General features: G+C 42.0%; 16 protein-coding genes. 4 read left to right on the top strand and 12 right to left on the bottom strand.

Annotated elements, in window-relative coordinates; all coding sequences use genetic code 11:
• Positions 1–85: 85 nt before the first annotated feature.
• The 4 genes from MHI16_RS08870 to MHI16_RS08855 all read right to left on the bottom strand — a co-directional run bounded on the left by MHI16_RS08870 (position 86) and on the right by MHI16_RS08855 (position 7,051).
• A complete protein-coding gene (locus MHI16_RS08870) occupies positions 86–3,229 on the bottom strand; it encodes a bifunctional cytochrome P450/NADPH--P450 reductase (protein ID WP_061407935.1) in 3,144 nt (1,047 codons plus the stop codon).
• 21 nt (positions 3,230–3,250) lie between these two features.
• Positions 3,251–3,832 carry a TetR/AcrR family transcriptional regulator gene (locus MHI16_RS08865; RefSeq protein ID WP_058015673.1) on the bottom strand — a complete coding sequence of 194 codons (582 nt, stop codon included), beginning with the start codon at positions 3,830–3,832 and terminating at the stop codon, positions 3,251–3,253.
• Positions 3,833–4,060: 228 nt separating this feature from the next.
• Positions 4,061–4,771, bottom strand: coding sequence for a DUF421 domain-containing protein (locus tag MHI16_RS08860; RefSeq protein WP_058015674.1), 711 nt, complete (start codon positions 4,769–4,771; stop codon positions 4,061–4,063).
• 63 nt (positions 4,772–4,834) lie between these two features.
• The gene (locus tag MHI16_RS08855; RefSeq protein WP_058015675.1) at positions 4,835–7,051 is read right to left on the bottom strand and encodes an RNA ligase; all 2,217 of its coding nucleotides are present in this window, start codon (positions 7,049–7,051) and stop codon (positions 4,835–4,837) included.
• Positions 7,052–7,161: 110 nt separating this feature from the next.
• On the opposite strand from MHI16_RS08855, the gene MHI16_RS08850 reads away from it, so the two are divergent.
• Positions 7,162–7,353 (top strand): hypothetical protein, encoded by a 192-nt coding sequence (locus tag MHI16_RS08850; RefSeq protein ID WP_058015676.1) that lies wholly within the window; start codon positions 7,162–7,164, stop codon positions 7,351–7,353.
• An 11-nt stretch (positions 7,354–7,364) separates the two neighbouring features.
• Here the strand turns inward: MHI16_RS08850 and MHI16_RS08845 are convergent, their stop codons facing one another.
• The 7 genes from MHI16_RS08845 to MHI16_RS08815 form a co-directional block, all read right to left on the bottom strand.
• Positions 7,365–8,273, bottom strand: a complete 909-nt coding sequence (locus MHI16_RS08845) for a DMT family transporter (RefSeq protein WP_342498166.1) — start codon at positions 8,271–8,273, stop codon at positions 7,365–7,367.
• A 145-nt stretch (positions 8,274–8,418) separates the two neighbouring features.
• Positions 8,419–9,141, bottom strand: coding sequence for a lactate utilization protein C (locus tag MHI16_RS08840; RefSeq protein ID WP_058015678.1), 723 nt, complete (start codon positions 9,139–9,141; stop codon positions 8,419–8,421).
• A complete protein-coding gene (locus MHI16_RS08835) occupies positions 9,141–10,562 on the bottom strand; it encodes a LutB/LldF family L-lactate oxidation iron-sulfur protein (RefSeq protein WP_342498165.1) in 1,422 nt (473 codons plus the stop codon). Before MHI16_RS08835 ends, MHI16_RS08840 begins: the two co-directional genes overlap by 1 nt.
• A gap of 21 nt (positions 10,563–10,583) precedes the next feature.
• On the bottom strand, positions 10,584–11,300 hold the full coding sequence (locus MHI16_RS08830) for a (Fe-S)-binding protein (protein WP_058015702.1): 717 nt from the start codon (positions 11,298–11,300) through the stop codon (positions 10,584–10,586).
• A gap of 166 nt (positions 11,301–11,466) precedes the next feature.
• Complete coding sequence (locus MHI16_RS08825; RefSeq protein ID WP_058015679.1) at positions 11,467–12,318, bottom strand: SDR family oxidoreductase; 852 nt, start codon at positions 12,316–12,318, stop codon at positions 11,467–11,469.
• A 101-nt stretch (positions 12,319–12,419) separates the two neighbouring features.
• Positions 12,420–12,833 carry an Rrf2 family transcriptional regulator gene (locus tag MHI16_RS08820; RefSeq protein WP_058015680.1) on the bottom strand — a complete coding sequence of 138 codons (414 nt, stop codon included), beginning with the start codon at positions 12,831–12,833 and terminating at the stop codon, positions 12,420–12,422.
• A gap of 48 nt (positions 12,834–12,881) precedes the next feature.
• Entirely contained in the window at positions 12,882–13,355 is a 474-nt protein-coding gene (locus tag MHI16_RS08815) for a VOC family protein (RefSeq protein ID WP_058015681.1), read from the bottom strand.
• 159 nt (positions 13,356–13,514) lie between these two features.
• Here MHI16_RS08815 and MHI16_RS08810 point away from each other — a divergent pair, with 159 nt between their 5' ends.
• The gene (locus MHI16_RS08810) at positions 13,515–13,958 is read left to right on the top strand and encodes a DUF2188 domain-containing protein (RefSeq protein ID WP_058015682.1); all 444 of its coding nucleotides are present in this window, start codon (positions 13,515–13,517) and stop codon (positions 13,956–13,958) included.
• A 23-nt stretch (positions 13,959–13,981) separates the two neighbouring features.
• On the opposite strand, the gene MHI16_RS08805 is transcribed toward MHI16_RS08810, so the two are convergent.
• Entirely contained in the window at positions 13,982–14,830 is an 849-nt protein-coding gene (locus MHI16_RS08805; RefSeq protein ID WP_058015683.1) for a Ku protein, read from the bottom strand.
• 116 nt (positions 14,831–14,946) lie between these two features.
• Here MHI16_RS08805 and MHI16_RS08800 point away from each other — a divergent pair, with 116 nt between their 5' ends.
• Both MHI16_RS08800 and MHI16_RS08795 read left to right on the top strand, forming a co-directional pair.
• Positions 14,947–16,812: a DNA ligase D gene (locus tag MHI16_RS08800; protein ID WP_180308916.1), complete on the top strand. Its 1,866-nt coding sequence runs from the start codon at positions 14,947–14,949 to the stop codon at positions 16,810–16,812.
• Between the two features lie 34 nt (positions 16,813–16,846).
• Complete coding sequence (locus tag MHI16_RS08795; RefSeq protein WP_342498164.1) at positions 16,847–17,542, top strand: YoaK family protein; 696 nt, start codon at positions 16,847–16,849, stop codon at positions 17,540–17,542.
• Positions 17,543–17,977 lie beyond the last annotated feature (435 nt).

Here is a 17,977-nt window from a genome sequence, read left to right as displayed (position 1 = left end):
TTGTAACTTTCAAACTTTCATTCTATCGATCTCACCTCTCTTGATGAAACAGAAAAAACCGCCTAATTGGCGGTCTTTCCTTTTGTCAGCTCCATACATCTTTTACATATCTATTATTATTTGCAAGGGTTGTCAGCCAATTTTCAGCTACTTCCTTCGAACATTGTTTCTCTTGTTGATAGAGGTCGATCAATGTAGCCTCTACGTCTGGTGCCATGACTTTTCCGTCCCCGCACACGTAAAGATACGCACCTTGATCAAGTAACTTGATCAGCGTGCCGCCGTCTTCTTTCAACAAATGCTGGACATATATTTTTTGCTCATTGTAACGAGAATAAGCACGATGGATGTGAACAACTCCTTTTTGCGCTGCAAGCTGCATTTCCTCAAAATACAGATCATCTTCATGAGGGTGACGGCAGCCAAAATACAGGTGAGCTTCGCCTAGTGGTTTGCCTTCCTTCTGCCACACTTCTCTTGCCTGAACAAACCCTCTAAATGGAGCGATTCCTGTACCCGGCCCGATCATGATCATCGGTAATTCAGATGAAGGTGGTAGCTGGAATCCTGCCTGCGCTTCGTGAAGGAAGCAGGCGACTTCTTCACCTTCTTTCAGACCACATAAATAGGTTGATGCGACGCCTGCGTATTCTCCGCGTCCGTTCCATGCTTTACCTTTTACAACTGCCACTGTGATACTGACTTTTTCTTCCTCTACCTTTGGCGAGCTAGAAATCGAGTAATAACGCGGCTTTAAACCTGGTAAAAGTGCCAAAAAGTGCACAAACGGCAGCTCACACGCTTCATATTGATCTAATAAATCCAGCATGGTTACTCGTTTCTTTAAGATGGCGTCTTGATATGCTTCACCAGCCATTTGTTCAAGCTCCACGCGGTGAGGCGGACATACAGTATGTGCTGCGAGCTCTCTTAGCTGTGTACGTGTCGCAGGCTCTTGAAGCTCAACATGCGAGGCGAGTAATTCTTTGATTGGAATCGGCTGATCTAATGGTAAATGACTTGCCTCTTTCTCAGATGAAAGCTTAATGTGCTGCTCTGGATCTAGTTTAAAGCGGTGGGTCACACGCTGAACGAGTGCATCACTATTTTTCGGCACAATCCCGATATGATCCCCTTCTTTGTATACTTTTCCAGCAGGCAATTTCAGTTCAATATGTCTTGTCTGCCGTGTGCTTTTTTCTGATTGTAATTCTTCATTTTTCAATACAACAGCTGAAAAGGCATCATATATTTTAGCTACAGGACGCTCAACTAGCTCATTCGTATAAGCAACTGATAGGTTTGGTTTTTCCTTCCCCTTTTCTTGGAAAGTGAGCTTAAATTCTTTTGCAAGCTGTTCGAAGACCGTCTTCTGGAATGTTTCTTTATCTTCATCCATATCACCGCCTGCATCGCCTTCACCAATATCCGTTACACGCTTTGCCCCTTTTCTTTCAAGTGCTTCATCAATCAGACGAGGAATACGCTGATACGTACTCGCCCAATTTCGATCCCCACACCCAAAGACTGCAAATGTCACGTTTGATAGATCCTGCTCTTCATCCTGCGTCAACCAATCCACGAATTGCTTCGCGTTGTCAGGTGGATGTCCGTTGTATGAAGCGGTCACGATGAGGACAGCACCTGTATCTGGCAATCGGCGTGTAAAGTCATCAAGCGACGCAGTGGTCACATCGAACCCTTTTGCTTTCCCGTCTTCAACCAATTCGTTCGCTATTTTCTTTGCTGTGCCAAGATTTGATCCGTACAAAACTAGCAGCGAAGTACCGTGACTCGCCACTTTTGAATCACTAGATTTGGTGCTTTTCTTCGGTTCTTCTTTCGGTGGAGCCATAAAGAATTGCTGCTTCCTTGGCAGCACTTTGATTTTAAAATCGTTAGGTTTAATTGTGAGAGACTCTTTTAAATCAAGCTCATAAGATGTGTGATCAATTAACTCTAAATTGTGCAGGACCATCGCGAGAACCATCGTAGCTTCATGCAGGGCGAACTGCATACCGATACATGCACGCTGTCCATTCCCAAAAGGCTTGTAGGCATGCTGCGGGATTTTCTCAGGGTGCATAAACCGCTCTGGTTTAAAGTCTTCTGAATCCTCTCCCCATACTGCTGGATCACGGTGTAATTTAGGGAGCAGTACAGAGACACTTTGATTCTTTTGAATCGGATATTTCCCCCCGATTACTGTGTCCTCTTTCGCATAAAGAGAGAACGTAGGCGCTGTTGGCCAGAGGCGAAGGGCTTCATTTAACACCATACGAGTGTAGCTTAGCTTTTGCACCTGTTTAAATGTCGGAAGCCCGCCCTGCAGCACCTCATCTGCTTCCTGGATGGCTTTCTTTAATTTCTCTGGATTCTTTAGTAAGAAATAAATCGCAAATGATAGCAGTCCGCTTGTTGTTTCGTGCCCTGCAATTAAGAAGGTAATGATTTGATAACGGATATTTTCATCGGATAAACGTTCACCTGTTTCAGGGTCCTCTGCATGCAGCATAAGTGACAGTAAATCATCGCCCGTTTTATCTTGTTTTTTTCGTTCCTGAATAATGTCATCTACTAATTGCGACATAAAATCGACATGCTGGTCAAATTCTTTTCTTCTTTTGATCATGAGTTTATCTGCAATCGGCAATCGGCTCGACTGCTCCATTGCTTCATTTAAGCCTTTCAGCATGCTTTCGATGAACGGATGCTGATTTTCTTTATAAAAGCTGTTAAAGCGAAAATCAAAACCGCAAAGGCCGATCGTATCTAAAGTCAGCTTTGTCATATCCTCAGCTACTTCAATTTCTTCATCGCGGCCTGTTCTTTGCCATTTTTGCACAAGCTGTGTGGCAATATCGAGCATCATCTCATGATAGCCCTTCATGGCCTGCTGGCTAAATGCAGGCATCAAAATTTGATGAGCCTTTCTCCAGTTCGGTTCTTCTGTCCAGCTTGTAAATAGTCCATCTCCTGCAAATGCTCTTACTTTATTGAGACTAGTCCCAATAAATTTATCAAAACGGCTTTCGTCACATACTTCTTTGACAAGTTCATGGCTGGAAACAAAAATACTTGTTGCATTTGAAAATTCAAACTGAAAAATCGGTCCTAATTCATCTGCCAGCCGCCAAAAGGTTTGAGAAAGCTCTCCCTTTTTTATATGGGGAATATTTTTAAAAGGTCCGTATGTTTTTGGTTTTGGAATGATTGATGATTGATGCATATGCCCACTCCCTTTATTTCTTTATGATGCAACGCTAATGGCGCGCCATAAACATTGCTCAATATCCTCTAAAAATTCAATCGTTGGATCTATTTCTTCTGCAAGAATCTGCTTGTGAAGCTGGACGAATGCGCCAAATACAATGGATAAAATGGTTCTCCCTGATAGATTCGGATGAATCCCATCCTTCTTCCCTTCTTCAAAGATGAGGAATAGCTCATTTAACAATTGCTGCATTTTCTCTTTACTTTTCTGATCTAAATAATGTGACCGTTTATCAATTTCTAAGAAGTACAGACCACTCGGGTTCTCCTTTGTAAACAAAACCAAGCAATAAAAGACATGCTTAAAATAGGCTCTGATACTTGCTTTTGGGTCTGGACTGTTTGTGCTGATTTTGTCGATAAACGCAGTGAGGCTTCGCTGGTATAAAATGTTGACGAGTGCTTCTTTACTATCGAAATACCGATAAATGGTTCCCGCTCCAACGTTGGCTTTTTTTGAAATCATCGGCATCGTTGTGCCATCAAAGCCACGTTCAATAAATAAGTCCAGTGAAGCCTTCATAATCTGCTCCTGTTTATCACTAGTCGCTACAGACATTTCATCCTCTCCTTTCGTTTCACTAGGAATGAATGTTCATTCCGCTTGATATATATTATATTAATATTTTAAATTCTTCTATTTATACTTAAACATACTTATTTTTCTCCGTCACCACATTTTCTGAAAATAATAATAATTGAGAAATGATGCCTAGTCAGACAGCATCCAAACGACTTAGAAACATTGACAGATATGTGTCAGGAGGGTGACCTCCGCACTATACCTTCATTCTTGATCAATCGGAGAGTGAATGTGGTCGTCATATGTATCAATATATAAGCTGCCATTACTTGAACGGACTGCGTATACAATGTCCTTTAAGGAGAGCTGCCTTTTCTTAAGCTCTTCATCTATCCACTCCACAGTTAATTGATTTTCATGAATGTTTTTCAAAATGAGCTTTCCGTCCATGATCACTTCGATAGGCATGTAGCCCTCTGCCTTCATATACAATTGAATATCCTTTCGAGTGACATTTTCAAACGAAGGATATTTTTTCACTGACATATGCCCATCTGTTTCAATCATGGCAAATTCAACTTCGCTAATATCAAAAATGTCTTTTTCTCTCAGCTGCTGATTTAAATAATCAAGGGTATACCTCATTCCCTTCATATTCTCTTCAAGAATTTTGCCATTTTGTATGACAAGGGTTGGTTTACCGGCCATAAATCCTCTCAATTTTCGGCTCCTTAAAGCAATGAGAGAAATCACATAAATGATCATGACAAGCGTGACAAAGGAAATCGTCGTGTGATGAAACGGCAGCGTAGTATTAAACGCGAGACTCGCCGCAATTGAACCTAAGCTGATGGCTGCTATAAAATCAAAAATATTCATTTGCGCAATGGTTTGTTTTCCAAGAAGACGTGCTCCGACAAATAAAATCGCAAAAGCAAACATCGTCCGTAAAATGACTTCAATATGGTCTGGCATGTAAGGGTCCACCTTTCAATTGCATCAAAAAAGCCTTTTCCTTAGAAAAGACTTCTTTTTAGACTATGCATTTATTCCATCATTATTCAATTGGACAGCATCGCTTTGCTCAAATTGTGAACGCAGCTCAATAATGGAGCTATTTCTGACAGCATTGGCATCTTGCTCAAGAAGCCACGTATAAAATCTAGCTTGCTCCGCTGTTTGCAATGCCTGCATATATTTTTGCGTGGAACGCTTCTCTGCAACGCGCTGTTTGATCGAACGCATCTGCTTCCAGAATTGATAATAAGGAAGCTTGAGCTTGGTCATAAAGCCGCGATCATCCTCAATGACATATCCCTCTTCTTTGATCGTGTCGTCATGAGAGACGGCCTGATACCATTTATAAAAAGAGGTCCAATCATGGAACACAGCCACTTCCTGCTTACAGGACATTCCAAGCTGTTCGCTTACTCTTTTCACTTCAGTAAAAGGTGCCTTTTCATAGCTCAGCTGACGCTTCACAATATCAAGTAAAATGAGTTGATCATGATCATATGTGATTATATGCGGGTCTTTCTCTGGCAAAATGACTTCAAACACAAGAGATACATTGTGGTCACGTACGTATGATTTGATGTAGTCGACCTGCACGTCTCCGAAGGTCTGATAGAATAACTCTTCGACCCAAGAAGCATGCTGGTTTTGCTTCACATGAGATGTATACGATTTGGACGTAAACACCAATTCATCTTCCATTTCGTTATACCCAACCGTCCCTAAATATCCATTTGCTTTATCATAGACGGTAACAGGAAATTGAAGGTGGTTCACTAGATGATGCATTTTTGTCTCCGGACGCTCATCAATGTTAAAAAATTTGTTGTAGCTTCTTGAAACAATCTGCTTTGACACCATATTGACAAACAAACCTCTTGCCTTCACATTCACATCATCCCACTGCCGTTCACTAAACGCTTTTTTCGTAAAATTAAAAGATGAAATATGGTGCGGAAGCTTTAATTCCTGTACATATTCATGCTGATCTAAGTGAGCTAAAAAGTCATCTAGTGAGATATCTGGTTGAATAGCAGCCGATGGTTTTTTTTCAGAAGCTCTATAGACTGGGTTGTCAATTTCATGTGTCTCAATCCCGTCAGCTGTGATTTTCAACACCCTCAGCTGTCCCCCGAATTCAACCTGGCCTTCTAGATTATAAGACCTTTCCGCTGCTTGAGTAGGCAGCCTGTATAAATTGCGATGCCCGTGAATTTGAATGACATCTAATCCAGCAGTGTTTTGAACAAACAAATGGTCAATGTCATCTGAATATTCACCTACACCGTGAATGAGCTGCTGTGTTGAGACATGCAGAAGCTCTTCTGGCAAATGAGCAAGCCCCCCGTGAGTAACAAGAAATGTCTTGCCATGGTACGTAAAATAAGTGAGCTGATGAAATGTTCTGACAAACTTCCGTACTTCTTTTAAATCAAAGTCTGCTGCTTCGATTTCAGGTGCAGTATGCCGGTTAAACATATTGCTTCTTACTTTTTCACCATGTGCAAACCGGTATAAATGCTGATCATGATTGCCCTCAATTACGATGACATTCCGGCATTCTCTATGTGCGAGCATCCATTCTAATACTTCCTTGTTTTCTATCCCTCTATCAAGTAAATCACCTGCAAAGATATAAAGTTCATTTTCTTTAATATCTCCTTGCAAATAGGTGGTCAGAGCAGTATGACAGCCGTGAATATCTCCAAAGATATGAATGGCCTCATATTGATCAAAGGAACGAGGCTGATAGGTCATCACTTGCGAATATTCCTCAGGCTGCAAGACCGTCACCCATGATGGAACCTTTTCTATTTTTAAACGCTCGTTCATTTGATATAAAACAGACTCCCGAACAACTTTGTGAGCTTCCCGTGAGCGATTTTGCAGGAGAGCTGTTTCAAGCGGCACCTGCGTGAAATCGACGACATACACCCTGTAACGATACGATGTGGCCAGCGATTTATATTGAGATATCGATTTGCTTGAAATATGCGTGGCATCAATCACAGTAAAATCTCCACGTTCCATACGAGCTGTAAGCAATTCAAATAATAAAGACCAGACTTTGTGGTCATGTTTGCTTGAAATTTCTGGTTTCCCATTGACAGATAACTGCGGAGGCCGGGTCAAAAGACGGATCTGATCCGCTGATAACGTGTAAGGCTCTAAGCCTTGGGCTTTGATCCAAGTTGATTTCCCTGCGCCTGGGAGACCTCGTAAAAGGACTAAAGTTCTCATATTGGTTCTCCTTTAACAAGTGATATTTTACCTATTATAGATAAATAATGGATAAATCTCAATCTTTTATTGATTATGGTAATATATAGATAGAAAGGGAGGTTTTACGTATGTCTAACGGAGAGAATATGGCATTTAACATGGGTGATCTTCTATTTCAAGTGTTCTCTCTTCTATTCATTGCTGCTATCGTGACGATCATTGTCATCGCTTTTCGAATGATCAGAAGAAAACGAATGGAATTGAAGAAGGTCGAGGAAAGATTAAACAAAGTGATTGAAAAGAACGATTTAAAAGAGTAAAAATCCGGGATTTAACCGGATTTTTTTTGTTTCATCACAATCCCTTGCCGCTGCTGCATCAAAAAGAAAAAGACGCCTAAAAGGACAAGAAAACCGCCACACATTTGAAGCAGCGTGACTTTTTCTCCAAGCAGCCATACAGCAAGAATCGTGGCTCCAACAGGTTCGCCAAGGATACTCATTGAAATGGTTGTGGCATTGACATAGGTTAAAAGCCAATTATTAATGACATGAGACATGGTGGGAATGATCGCAAGCAATAAAAAGATCCCCCACTCTTTACCTGGATAGTCTGTAAAAGGAGTTTGCTGAATCAAATTAAATAAAATTAAAAAAAGACCGGCAAAACCAAACACACAAAAACTATAAATCCAATGAGATATCTTTCTGACAGCCTGTTGACCTATTAATAAATAACAAACAACGGCGATCACACTTAAAAAGGATAAAATATCTCCTAGGATGGCTTCCTGGCTATGACCTATGTCTCCCCACCCAATCATAAGTGCACCAACAATTGCGGCACACATCGTCAAAAGTGCAGGGAGCGTGGTTCGTTCACGAAAAATGAGAAAGCCGCCTAATAAGGAGACCATCGGCTGAAGGGCGATGATAATAGTAGAGCTTGCCACAGTCGTCAGCTTCAGTGAGCCAAACCACAACACAAAATGGAGTCCTAAAAAGAAGCCTGACATACATAAGAAAAACCAGTCTCTTCTCTGAATCGAGAGAAATTCTTTTTTTCGTGGCAGAATAAACGGCAGCATAAAAACCGCGGCAAAGATCATTCGATACATACTTAAAATAGCAGCAGGTGCATTTGACCATTTCACAATAATAGCAGAAAACGAAATGGCAATAATTGAAATCACAAGCGGTAGTGCAATTGATTTCTTTTGAGCAGTTGACTTCATGTCCATGAGCAGCTTCCTTTACATCAGCAGTAGATGAGAAGTTCATCCTTGTATGTCGTCATCTTACTATGTCCAATCCGCTAGAGGCAAGATGATTTTAAAACTGATGTAAGCTTTTTTTGTATGAAAAAAGGCTTTCATCTCGAAAGCCCTATTCATCATCTATCAATAGATAAACCGCCCGAACTGGACCATGAACACCTACTACTAAATTCATCTCAATATCCGCAGAGTTACTCGGACCTGATATGAAATGAATCGCACCTTTCGCCTCTTCCCCCTCCTCTACCGAGCGATTAAGAGCCGAAACTGCCTGAATCATCCGCGGAACCACCGTGCTTTTTTCGATACACACGATATACATCATCGGTAAAAAATGCAGCGCTCTTCCTTGACCCTGATGGGATGAAAGCACGACTGTCCCTGATTCTGCAAGAGTATAATCACTAAATACAACCGAATAAGCCGCTTGTTCTGCCAGCCTGATATTTTCTTCCCTTGATGCTTCAGCATTCCAGCTGGTGACTGCGAAGCCTTCGTGCTGCAAGCTGTCAAACATCGGATAAAATCCATATTGTTCAAAACGATGATCGCCCGATGTCATCACAGAACCCTCTCCATACTCTGTCATCAATGATCGTAATACAGAGGGCGCTTCCTCTGGTGTTGTTTCGACCACTCTTGTGTGAATTCGTTGACATTGCACCTTCAGTTGCTCAACTAGCTCTTCTTTAGTCAAAAGTCCATTTGTTTCCCACTGAACTTGATGTTTCCAAGCCGGACGCTGAATAGATGCAGATGAGGAGGAATCCTTCCCTAATTGCTGACGGATATGATCTAAAAACGACTCTCGTTGAGAAATGGTTCCCTTCATCACTGCTCCTCCTTCTGTCTCTTTTTAAACCAATCCCTGAATCTTTCTTTACTTGGAGCTGGCAGGTCACGAATATCTGTCCAATTCTTTAAAGGGCCTATTCCTTTTGAAATCTGTCCGTTTGAAGCCATACGATTCATCAATACAGGAGCAGCTTTTGTTCCGAATTGATACATACCGGGAGTAGATGCACCGATTCCGAACATTTTCATCGCCATCATTTCAGCTTTAGGCGCTCTCCCCTCTTTTTCAACAATGACTTGTCGATGTTTTATTAATAATTCGTGAAGCGGGATCTTTACTGGACAAGCATCTGTGCAGGCCGCGCAAAGGCTGGATGCAAAGGGGAGCTCTTGGTAGTCATCATAGCCGCCAAGAAGCGGCGATAAAACAGCGCCAATTGGCCCCGGATAAATCGATCCGTATGAATGTCCGCCCACATGCCGGTAAACTGGGCACACATTGATGCAGGCTGCGCACCGGATACATTGGAGAACAGGCTGAAAGGGAGTACCTAATATATTGGACCGCCCATTGTCCACAATAACCAGGTGAAATTCTTCTGGTCCATCCACTTCTTCTTCTCCTTTTGGTCCGACGACAGAAATATAACTCGTTAATTTCTGACCGACTGCACTTCTGCACAAAAGACCAACGAGGACATCCAGCTCCTCCATCGTTGGAACAATCCGTTCCATGCCCATAACGGCGATATGTGTCTTCGGGATAGCCGTAACAAGATCCGCATTCCCTTCATTTGTCACAAGGCAAATGGAACCTGTATTGGCGACAGCAAAATTACAGCCAGTGACACCAATATCTGCTTCGAGGAACTTTTCACGTAATATGGCTCTCACAAAACTCGTCATATCTTCAGGTGTCTCTGACATCTCATACCCGAGCTTTTCGTGAAAGACTTCTCTTATTTGTTCTTTCGTCATATGAAGAGCAGGTGCCACAATATGTGAAGGAGGTTCATGATCATCTACTTGCAGAATATACTCGCCAAGGTCACTTTCCACCACGTCACAGCCGATCTCTTCAAGGGCTTGATTCATTTCAATTTCTTCTGTGACCATTGATTTTGATTTAACGATCTTTTTGGCCGCTTTTTTCTGTGCCACATGTTGAATATACGCCGATGCCTCTTCCTTTGTTTTTGCAAAAAAGACATGTCCTCCGCGTGCACTAACGCTTTCACTTAACTGGTATAAGTAGTCATCAAGATGCGTCAGCGTATGCTGCCGGATTTCCTCGCCAAGTTCTCGCCACTTTTCCCAGTTGCCAAGTTCTTCGCTCGCAGATAGCCGCCTTTCATACAGGCGTTCCTGCGCTGAGGAAACAGCTCCTCTCATGACCGTATCTTCTAATCCTTCCCCGATTCGTTCTTTAAAGGCCTTCGCTCCAATTTTCATACTCATGTGCCGTTCCCCCTCTTAAAGTCAGCGGCTATTTAATACCTCTGCGATATGCATCACTTGAATGGATTTATCAAGACGATTCAGTCTTCCGCCAATATTGAGAAGGCAGCCGCAGTCAGCACCAATGATATATTCAGCGCCTGTCTCCTCTATGCTTTGGACTTTTTCATCGACCATTTGCTCAGATATAGGTGTCATTTTTACTGAAAAGGTTCCTCCAAATCCGCAGCAATTTTCTGCGCGTGGCAATGGTGTCATCGTCAAATCCTTGACATTTGACAATAGAGTGAAAGGGGCTTCCTTAATTCGCAGCAGTCTCGTCATATGACAGGATGTGTGATAGGCTGCGTTTCCTTTCAGGCTTGCCCCTACATCTGTGACGTGTAATATATCAACAATAAACTCGGTTAATTCATATGTTTTCTCAGCAAGTGCTTCAGCTTTTGCTGACCACACTGGATCTTCTTTTAAAAGTTGAGGATATTCTAAAAACATCGCCTTACAAGAGCCTGACGGAGTCACGACATATTCAGCTGATTCAAAGGCTTTAATCATGTTTTTTGCTGCTTTAATGGTTTCTTTTGTATAGCCGCTGTTAAAGGCTGGCTGCCCGCAGCACACTTGTGCCTCTGGAAATTCCACTTCTACACCGAGCCTTTCTAATACTTCCACTGTGGCCTTTCCTACATTTGGCTGCATGGTGTCAATTAAACAAGTAACGAATAAATGGACTTTCATCGGCGAACTTCCCTTCTTTGCTGCAATTTGATTCATCAATTTGGTCATCTGATGACGAAATAACAGCCTATATTTTCATTTTAATCCCAAATTTCTGAAATTTCAATGAAGTGATTTGTCTAAATTTGGACAAAAAAACGCCCTTTTAATTGGGCGTTTTTGATGTTTATTTTGAAATCATTTCACGAATTTTTTCGTCGATAGGCGTTAACGGCCGGCCTAATAAGGTTTCGAAATCATGGCTTTCAACGGCTAATGCACCATCGCGAATCCCGCTTTGAATGGCTTTAACAAATGGCACAGCTTCTTTTGGTACCCCATTAGAAGCTAAAAATTCTCCAAATGTGTCGACAGTAATTTGCTCCACCTTGATCTCTTTTCCGCTCACTTCACTGACAATGCGCGCAAGTTCAGTATGCGTCCGAAGAGGTCCTGACAGTTCATATTTCTCTTTGTTATGTTCAGAAAGTGTTAACGCATTTGCGGCCGCTTCTGCGTAGTCATTTCTTGTTGCCCAGCCAACCTTGCCATCACCAATTGGACTTAAAAATGGTGCGCCGCCCACGGCTGCTAAAATCGTATCTTTTTCATTTTCTACATACCAGTTGTTTCTTAAAAACACATGAGGAATGCCAGAGGCGACAATGGCTTCTTCAGTTTTTGCATGGTCGTGTGCGAGGACAAGCTGACTCTCTCTTGCATTCACAACGCTTGTATAAGCAATAAAGGATACACCAGCTGCTTTCGCCGCTTGGATGGCAGCCGTATGCTGCTGCACGCGGTCTCCATCCGCAGTTGAAATGATCAAAAGGCGGTCAATGCCTTGAAAGGCTGCCTTAAGAGTGTCTGGCTGAGTAAAGTCTCCGTGGCGTACATCCACCCCGGCTTCCTTCAAATGTGCTGCCTTTTGCGGATCTCGAACACTCACCGCAATTTGTTCAGCTGGTACCTTTTTAAGTAAATGCTGGACGACGAGCGATCCAAGCTGTCCTGTTGCGCCTGTTACTAATAATTTCATTTGTTTGACCTCCTCATTTTTCGTTCAACGGTGATGTGCATACGTTATAATCAAAATGGTTACAACAAAGGTGTAAAAAAAGCTCCAATGTATGAGCTTTTTTATTCCGCCTCTGTCAATAATTGCTGAATTGTCACTTGCTTTAGGTGATTCTCAAGTGCAGCTTGTGCTTCTTTTAGTTCATGCCGCAATCTCGTATCCATCGCTTGACCAATCGGGCATGCGATGACGGGCTGATGAAAGTTAAATAATTCTTCATCCTCGCTTACATCGACAGCGCGGTACACATCTAATAGCGTGATTTCCTCTGCCTGTCTTTTTAAATAAGCACCGCCTACTCCGCGGCGGATCTCAATAAGATCCGCCCGTTTGAGCATTGCCATCATTTTTCGAACAATAGCTGGATTTGAATTCACGCTCTCTGCAATAAAATCACCTGTACACTCTTTTGGAACACCTGCAATAAATGACACAATATGAACAGCAATCGGATACCTGCTGCTAATTTGTTTCACAATCTTTCACCACCGTTGTAATCAATATAGTTACAATGAGTGGTTTTGTCAATCAATAAATGGATTTTTCTTTCGATCCCAGTCCTCATAAGTCATGCTATCGTAGTCTTCTTCTGTATCAAGCTCAAGCGGCGCAATGCATTCAAGCAGATTTCCATCTGGGTCAAGAAAATAGATCGCTGCATGAAATTGCGGTGGATTATCCAGAACTAAAGGCTGCCTCTCTTCTGAAAAGCCAAACATTGGGTGAATGCCGATGCCCTTTTCAACCAGCCAAGCCTTGATCTGTTCAATACTGGACGTTGTAATTTGAAAGGCAACGTGCCGAGTCGAGGGATGGTATGGGAAGTCATTGATATCTACTTTCCACAAACCAAGCCAGCTCTTTCCTTTCTCAATCCATAAAAAAGCAACTCGTTCATTTTGGTGAGCAAGTGTCAATTCCAATTTTTCATAAAACGCAATAGACGCCTTCAAATCGTTCACAGGTAAATGAGCTTCATACAAACCTTTTATCATCATCAAAACCACTCCTTTTCTACTTTCTATTCTGCGGGATTTAATGAAATGACACCTCAGCAAAACGATGTATTTTATCCCCTTCATTAGTTTGAGAAGAATGATATGTTTGATCCTTTGCAGATGGGGAAGGTGTTCAAATAAAAGAAAGGAGCGTTTTATATGCCTTGGACGATGAATGATTATCCGGCTTCATTTCAATCGTTAGATCACATTATTCGAAAAAAAGCGCTTGAGATTGCGAACAAAATGATACAGGAAGGCTATGACGAAAGTAGAGCCATCCCAATTGCGATCAGTCAAGCGAAAGAATGGAAAAAGAACGCAACGGAAAAAGAGATCGAGAATTTCTCAGCCCGTGGTTCTGTCACGCCATCTAAAGACAGCAGCTCCGCAAGACCAGAGCTTATGGATCATGCCCAGCATGTCGTCAAACACGAAGATGGCTGGGCGATTCAAACAGAGAAAGCAAAACGAGCAAGTGAGGTCAAACAAACGAAACAAGAAGCAATTGACCGGGCTAAGGAGATTGCCTCTAATAAAGGGACTTCAGTTGTGATCCATAGAAAAGACGGGAACATTCAGGACGTGTTAAAACCGCAATAAGACCGCCCAGGAGCGGTCTATTTTTATGCATTCTTTTCTTTTTTCGCTGGTGCTTTTCTTTTTTTAGGTGCTGTTTTTTTCGCTTTGGCTGGTTTTGATCGGTCGATTGAAGCCTGTAGCGCTGCCATTAAATCAGTTACATTGGATGCAGGATCTTTTTTGCCTGTCGTTTCTGGCTGAACGGTATGTTCTCCAGATATTTTATCTCCGATTAAATTCATCAGCTGTTCTCTGTATTCATCCTGATAGGCAGCTGGATCAAAAGTTGTGGTTAATTGTTCGATTAAAAGAAGCGCTGTATCTAACTCTTTTTTCACAATGTTTTCCTCTTGCGGGATATTTGGTACATCTGATACCTGTCTAATTTCATCAGGAAAATGAATGGTTTCCATCAGCAAAATATGTTCATAGCACCTAACGATCGCTAATTGTTCCTTTGAGCGGATCATAATCTTTGCCACACCAATTTTCCCCGATTCCTCTAAAGCTTTTCTTAATAATGAGTAAGCCTTCGCTCCGCCGGTATCTGGTGATAAAAAGTAACTTCTTTCATAATAGATTGGATCAATCTCTTCTATCTTCACAAAATCAATAATTTCAACGGCTTTTTCTTCATTTTCTTTTCGCAGTTTTTCAAGCTCTTCCTCGTCTAACTCAATGAATTTATTTTTTGCATACTCGTACGCTTTTACAATTTGTTCTGGTGCCACCTCTTCCCCGCAGTTGGCACAAACCTTTTTATAGTTAATGGGTGTGTGACACTCTTTATGCAGCTGTCTTAACTTAATATCTTTGTTCTCTGTAGCAGTAAACAGCTTCACTGGAATATTGACTAGTCCAAAGCTAATGCCGCCTTTCCAAACTGTATGCATCGCGTCGCCTCCGTTCTTTTCTCTTTACTATGCAATGTTTTCGTTAGACTTATGTATGTGAATGAAAATTTCATCCCACTCTAAGAACACATCATATGAGGAAGTGACATGCACAAATGAAACCTATGCGATTAACGGCTGCACATGATGTTCCTACCGGTGCAGACTGGGTGTATGAATTAAAATATGACGGTTTTCGAGTCATTCTGACATGGGAGCAAAACAAGATTCATTTAGAAAGCAGAGCCGGAAACCGATTAAACGAACAGTTTCCTGAGGTGATTGAACAGTGCGAACAATTAAGGGATCAGTTTGCTCTTTTTTTACCTCTGACGTTTGATGGAGAATTGGTCTTTTTACTGGATGAACAGCAAAGCGATTTTGCGAGGGTTCAGCAAAGAGGCAGATTAAAAAACAAAGAGGCGATTAAGCAACAGGCTGAGCGGTTTCCATGTCATTTGATCGTATTTGATCTATTAAGATGCAAAGGGCAATCTCTAATTGATTTGCCGTTGATGGAAAGGAAAAAACAGGTACAGCAAGTTTTCAAAGCAGCAAAACTTCCGCCATCTGTTCAGCTTGAGCACCCTTCCCTTCTTCAACTCATTCATACAGACACAAATCCTGAACATATGAAAAAGTTGATGACGACGTATTTAGCAGAAGGACTCGTTGCGAAAAAAAGGACGAGTAAATGGCACGAGAATACACGGTCAAAAGAATGGCTGAAAGTCAAAAACTGGCGATATATCTCTGTCATTGTGACTCGTTTTGATAAAGAAAATGGCTACTTCCAAGGCTGTATTTATCAAGATCATCATCTCACCGAGGTTGTCCAATTCAAGCATGGATTTTCTAAAGAAGAAGAACAAACGCTTCGTACGCTCTTTCAAACAAAAGGCAATCAAATAGGGACATCAGGATATGAAATCCCACCTTCTATCGTCGCGAGCATTGCTTGTATCTCCTTTGATGGGTCCGCCTTAAGAGAGCCGCGTTTTTCTTCCTTTTTACTAGATACTGACCCAGCGGCGTGTACGTTTCAGCAAATGCTCAAACAGCTGTATCCGCTCCCTGCTGTGATTGACGTCACTCATCCTGAAAAACCGATTGTGCCGTCTCTTCATCTGAACAAGGCAGATTACTTGCTTTATTTAAGACAAGCCGCTCCCTACCTCTTGCCCTTTTTACGTGAAAGACGGCTGACTTTAATTCGGTTTCCTCATGGCGCCGGGGATGAATTCTTTTATCAAAAATCGACACCTGATTATGCGCCAGATTATGTGTTGACCGATCAAGCTGATGATATTTCATACACTGTCTGTAATGACCCTCAGACGCTTCTTTGGCTCGGTAACCAGCTTGCAATGGAATTTCATATTCCTTTTGAAACAAGAGATACAAATCGGCCGATCGAAATCGTCTTTGATTTAGACCCGCCATCTGTTAACGAGTTTCATCTAGCCATAGAAGCTGCTAAGCGAATCAAAACGCTTTTAGACGGTCTCTTTCTTACAGCCTTTATTAAAACAAGCGGTGGTAAAGGACTGCAAGTTTATATTCCATTAAAGAAAAATGCCTTCACATACGAAGAAACGAGAACATTTACCGCGTTTATATGCCAATTTTTATGTGAACAAGCACCTGAGCTATTTACTCTGGAACGTCTTAAGAAAAAACGCGGCAATCGCTTGTATTTAGACTATATTCAGCACGATGCTGGAAAAACAATCATTGCGCCCTATTCACCAAGAGGAAATGAGCTTGGACTTGTAGCGACACCGCTTGAATGGGACGAACTCCATCAAGATGGACTTCACCCTTCTTTGTTTACCATGCCAGCTGTGATAGAGCGTCTAAAGGAAAAAGGCGATCCATTCCGCCGCATGAGACACCTTGTAAATGATGACACTTTCAGACAAGTTTTGCACCGGCTTGAGGACATTATCCCGGCACATAAGATGGACATACGCGGTCATTAAGCGTTACACTTATTCATTAGAGAGCAAGAAAGGGATGACCATTTTGACCGCACATTCATTTCGAAATATAGCACTTATTTTCTTGTGCCTTGCAGCAGGTATTGTGGATGTGATTGGCTATTTGAGCTTAGGGCATGTGTTTACAGCCAATATGACAGGTAATATTGTGCTGCTTGGCATTGCAGCAGGAAGCTCCTTGCAGCTTACGGCCCTTCATTCCATCATTGCACTGAGTGGATTTGTTTTAGGTGTTTTACTAGCTGTTGTGATAGGCGGAAAGCATGAGAAAACGTTTTGGCCAAAAGCCGTTACACGTATCTTTATCATAGAAGTCCTCATACTGCTTCTATTTGCTCTTATGACCATTTTCCCTTATACACAAGGTGCTTATTTTATGCTGATTATCCTTTTAAGTATGGCCATGGGCCTGCAGACAGCGGCCGCCCGCAAATTAAATGTGGCTGGTATTTCCACAACGGTTCTAACGAGTACACTCGCTAACCTATTTGAGGATTTGGCTCAGCGCATTTCACATCAGGAAAAAAGAAAAGCTCCCATTCAGCATGTCAGTTTCATGCGAATAGGCTCTATTGTTTTTTACTGCCTAGGTGCTGCTTTAGCGGCATACACAGATGCATACGATCCGTTTATCATCATTTGGCTGCCTATCTCTATCCTTGGAGTCATTGTGATAACTGCTGCAATTAAGCACTTTCACCAATTGAAATAGCCATTCTCTAGAAGGCTATTTCAATCACTGTGATAAAACACTAATAACTTCTTACATAAAAACCAGGAGGACGCCCCATAATGAACGTGGAGCCATATGGAGAATATCCAGAAAATGTCCCGAATCCACCATATCCAGGATAACCTCCTAAGCCAGAGAACACGCCAGGGCTCACATAATACCCTCCAAAGCCAATATGAGGCCCCACTGCTCCTCCGCTAAAACCGCCTCCATGAAAACCTCCATATACCCGTGGATACATACAATCACCTGCCTTCAAGTTACACCTCATCTCATCATATGCGTGACAAATGGAGCGGTGTTCCCTCTTTTGTAACAAATTCTATGTACAATAGACCAATTTGATAAAATTTGAATGAAAAGTCCTGCAAAAAATTAAATTAAGCAAAGAAAGGTGACCTTTTTAACTTGTTG

The sequence above is a fragment of the Bacillus sp. FSL K6-0923 genome (genome assembly GCF_038630825.1).
Classification (GTDB): Bacteria; Bacillota; Bacilli; order Bacillales; family Bacillaceae; genus Bacillus; species Bacillus pumilus.
The sequence above is the reverse complement of the archived record's forward strand: the minus strand, read 5'-3'. Positions and strand labels throughout refer to the sequence as shown.

Coding starts and splice junctions, on each gene's coding strand:
- MHI16_RS08870 (WP_061407935.1), bottom strand. CDS start 3,229: ATGCATCAATCATCAATCATTCCAAAACCAAAAACATACGGACCTTTT.
- MHI16_RS08865 (WP_058015673.1), bottom strand. CDS start 3,832: ATGTCTGTAGCGACTAGTGATAAACAGGAGCAGATTATGAAGGCTTCA.
- MHI16_RS08860 (WP_058015674.1), bottom strand. CDS start 4,771: ATGCCAGACCATATTGAAGTCATTTTACGGACGATGTTTGCTTTTGCG.
- MHI16_RS08855 (WP_058015675.1), bottom strand. CDS start 7,051: ATGAGAACTTTAGTCCTTTTACGAGGTCTCCCAGGCGCAGGGAAATCA.
- MHI16_RS08850 (WP_058015676.1), top strand. CDS start 7,162: ATGTCTAACGGAGAGAATATGGCATTTAACATGGGTGATCTTCTATTT.
- MHI16_RS08845 (WP_342498166.1), bottom strand. CDS start 8,273: ATGGACATGAAGTCAACTGCTCAAAAGAAATCAATTGCACTACCGCTT.
- MHI16_RS08840 (WP_058015678.1), bottom strand. CDS start 9,141: ATGAAGGGAACCATTTCTCAACGAGAGTCGTTTTTAGATCATATCCGT.
- MHI16_RS08835 (WP_342498165.1), bottom strand. CDS start 10,562: ATGAGTATGAAAATTGGAGCGAAGGCCTTTAAAGAACGAATCGGGGAA.
- MHI16_RS08830 (WP_058015702.1), bottom strand. CDS start 11,300: ATGAAAGTCCATTTATTCGTTACTTGTTTAATTGACACCATGCAGCCA.
- MHI16_RS08825 (WP_058015679.1), bottom strand. CDS start 12,318: ATGAAATTATTAGTAACAGGCGCAACAGGACAGCTTGGATCGCTCGTC.
- MHI16_RS08815 (WP_058015681.1), bottom strand. CDS start 13,355: ATGATGATAAAAGGTTTGTATGAAGCTCATTTACCTGTGAACGATTTG.
- MHI16_RS08810 (WP_058015682.1), top strand. CDS start 13,515: ATGCCTTGGACGATGAATGATTATCCGGCTTCATTTCAATCGTTAGAT.
- MHI16_RS08805 (WP_058015683.1), bottom strand. CDS start 14,830: ATGCATACAGTTTGGAAAGGCGGCATTAGCTTTGGACTAGTCAATATT.
- MHI16_RS08800 (WP_180308916.1), top strand. CDS start 14,947: ATGAAACCTATGCGATTAACGGCTGCACATGATGTTCCTACCGGTGCA.
- MHI16_RS08795 (WP_342498164.1), top strand. CDS start 16,847: ATGACCATTTTGACCGCACATTCATTTCGAAATATAGCACTTATTTTC.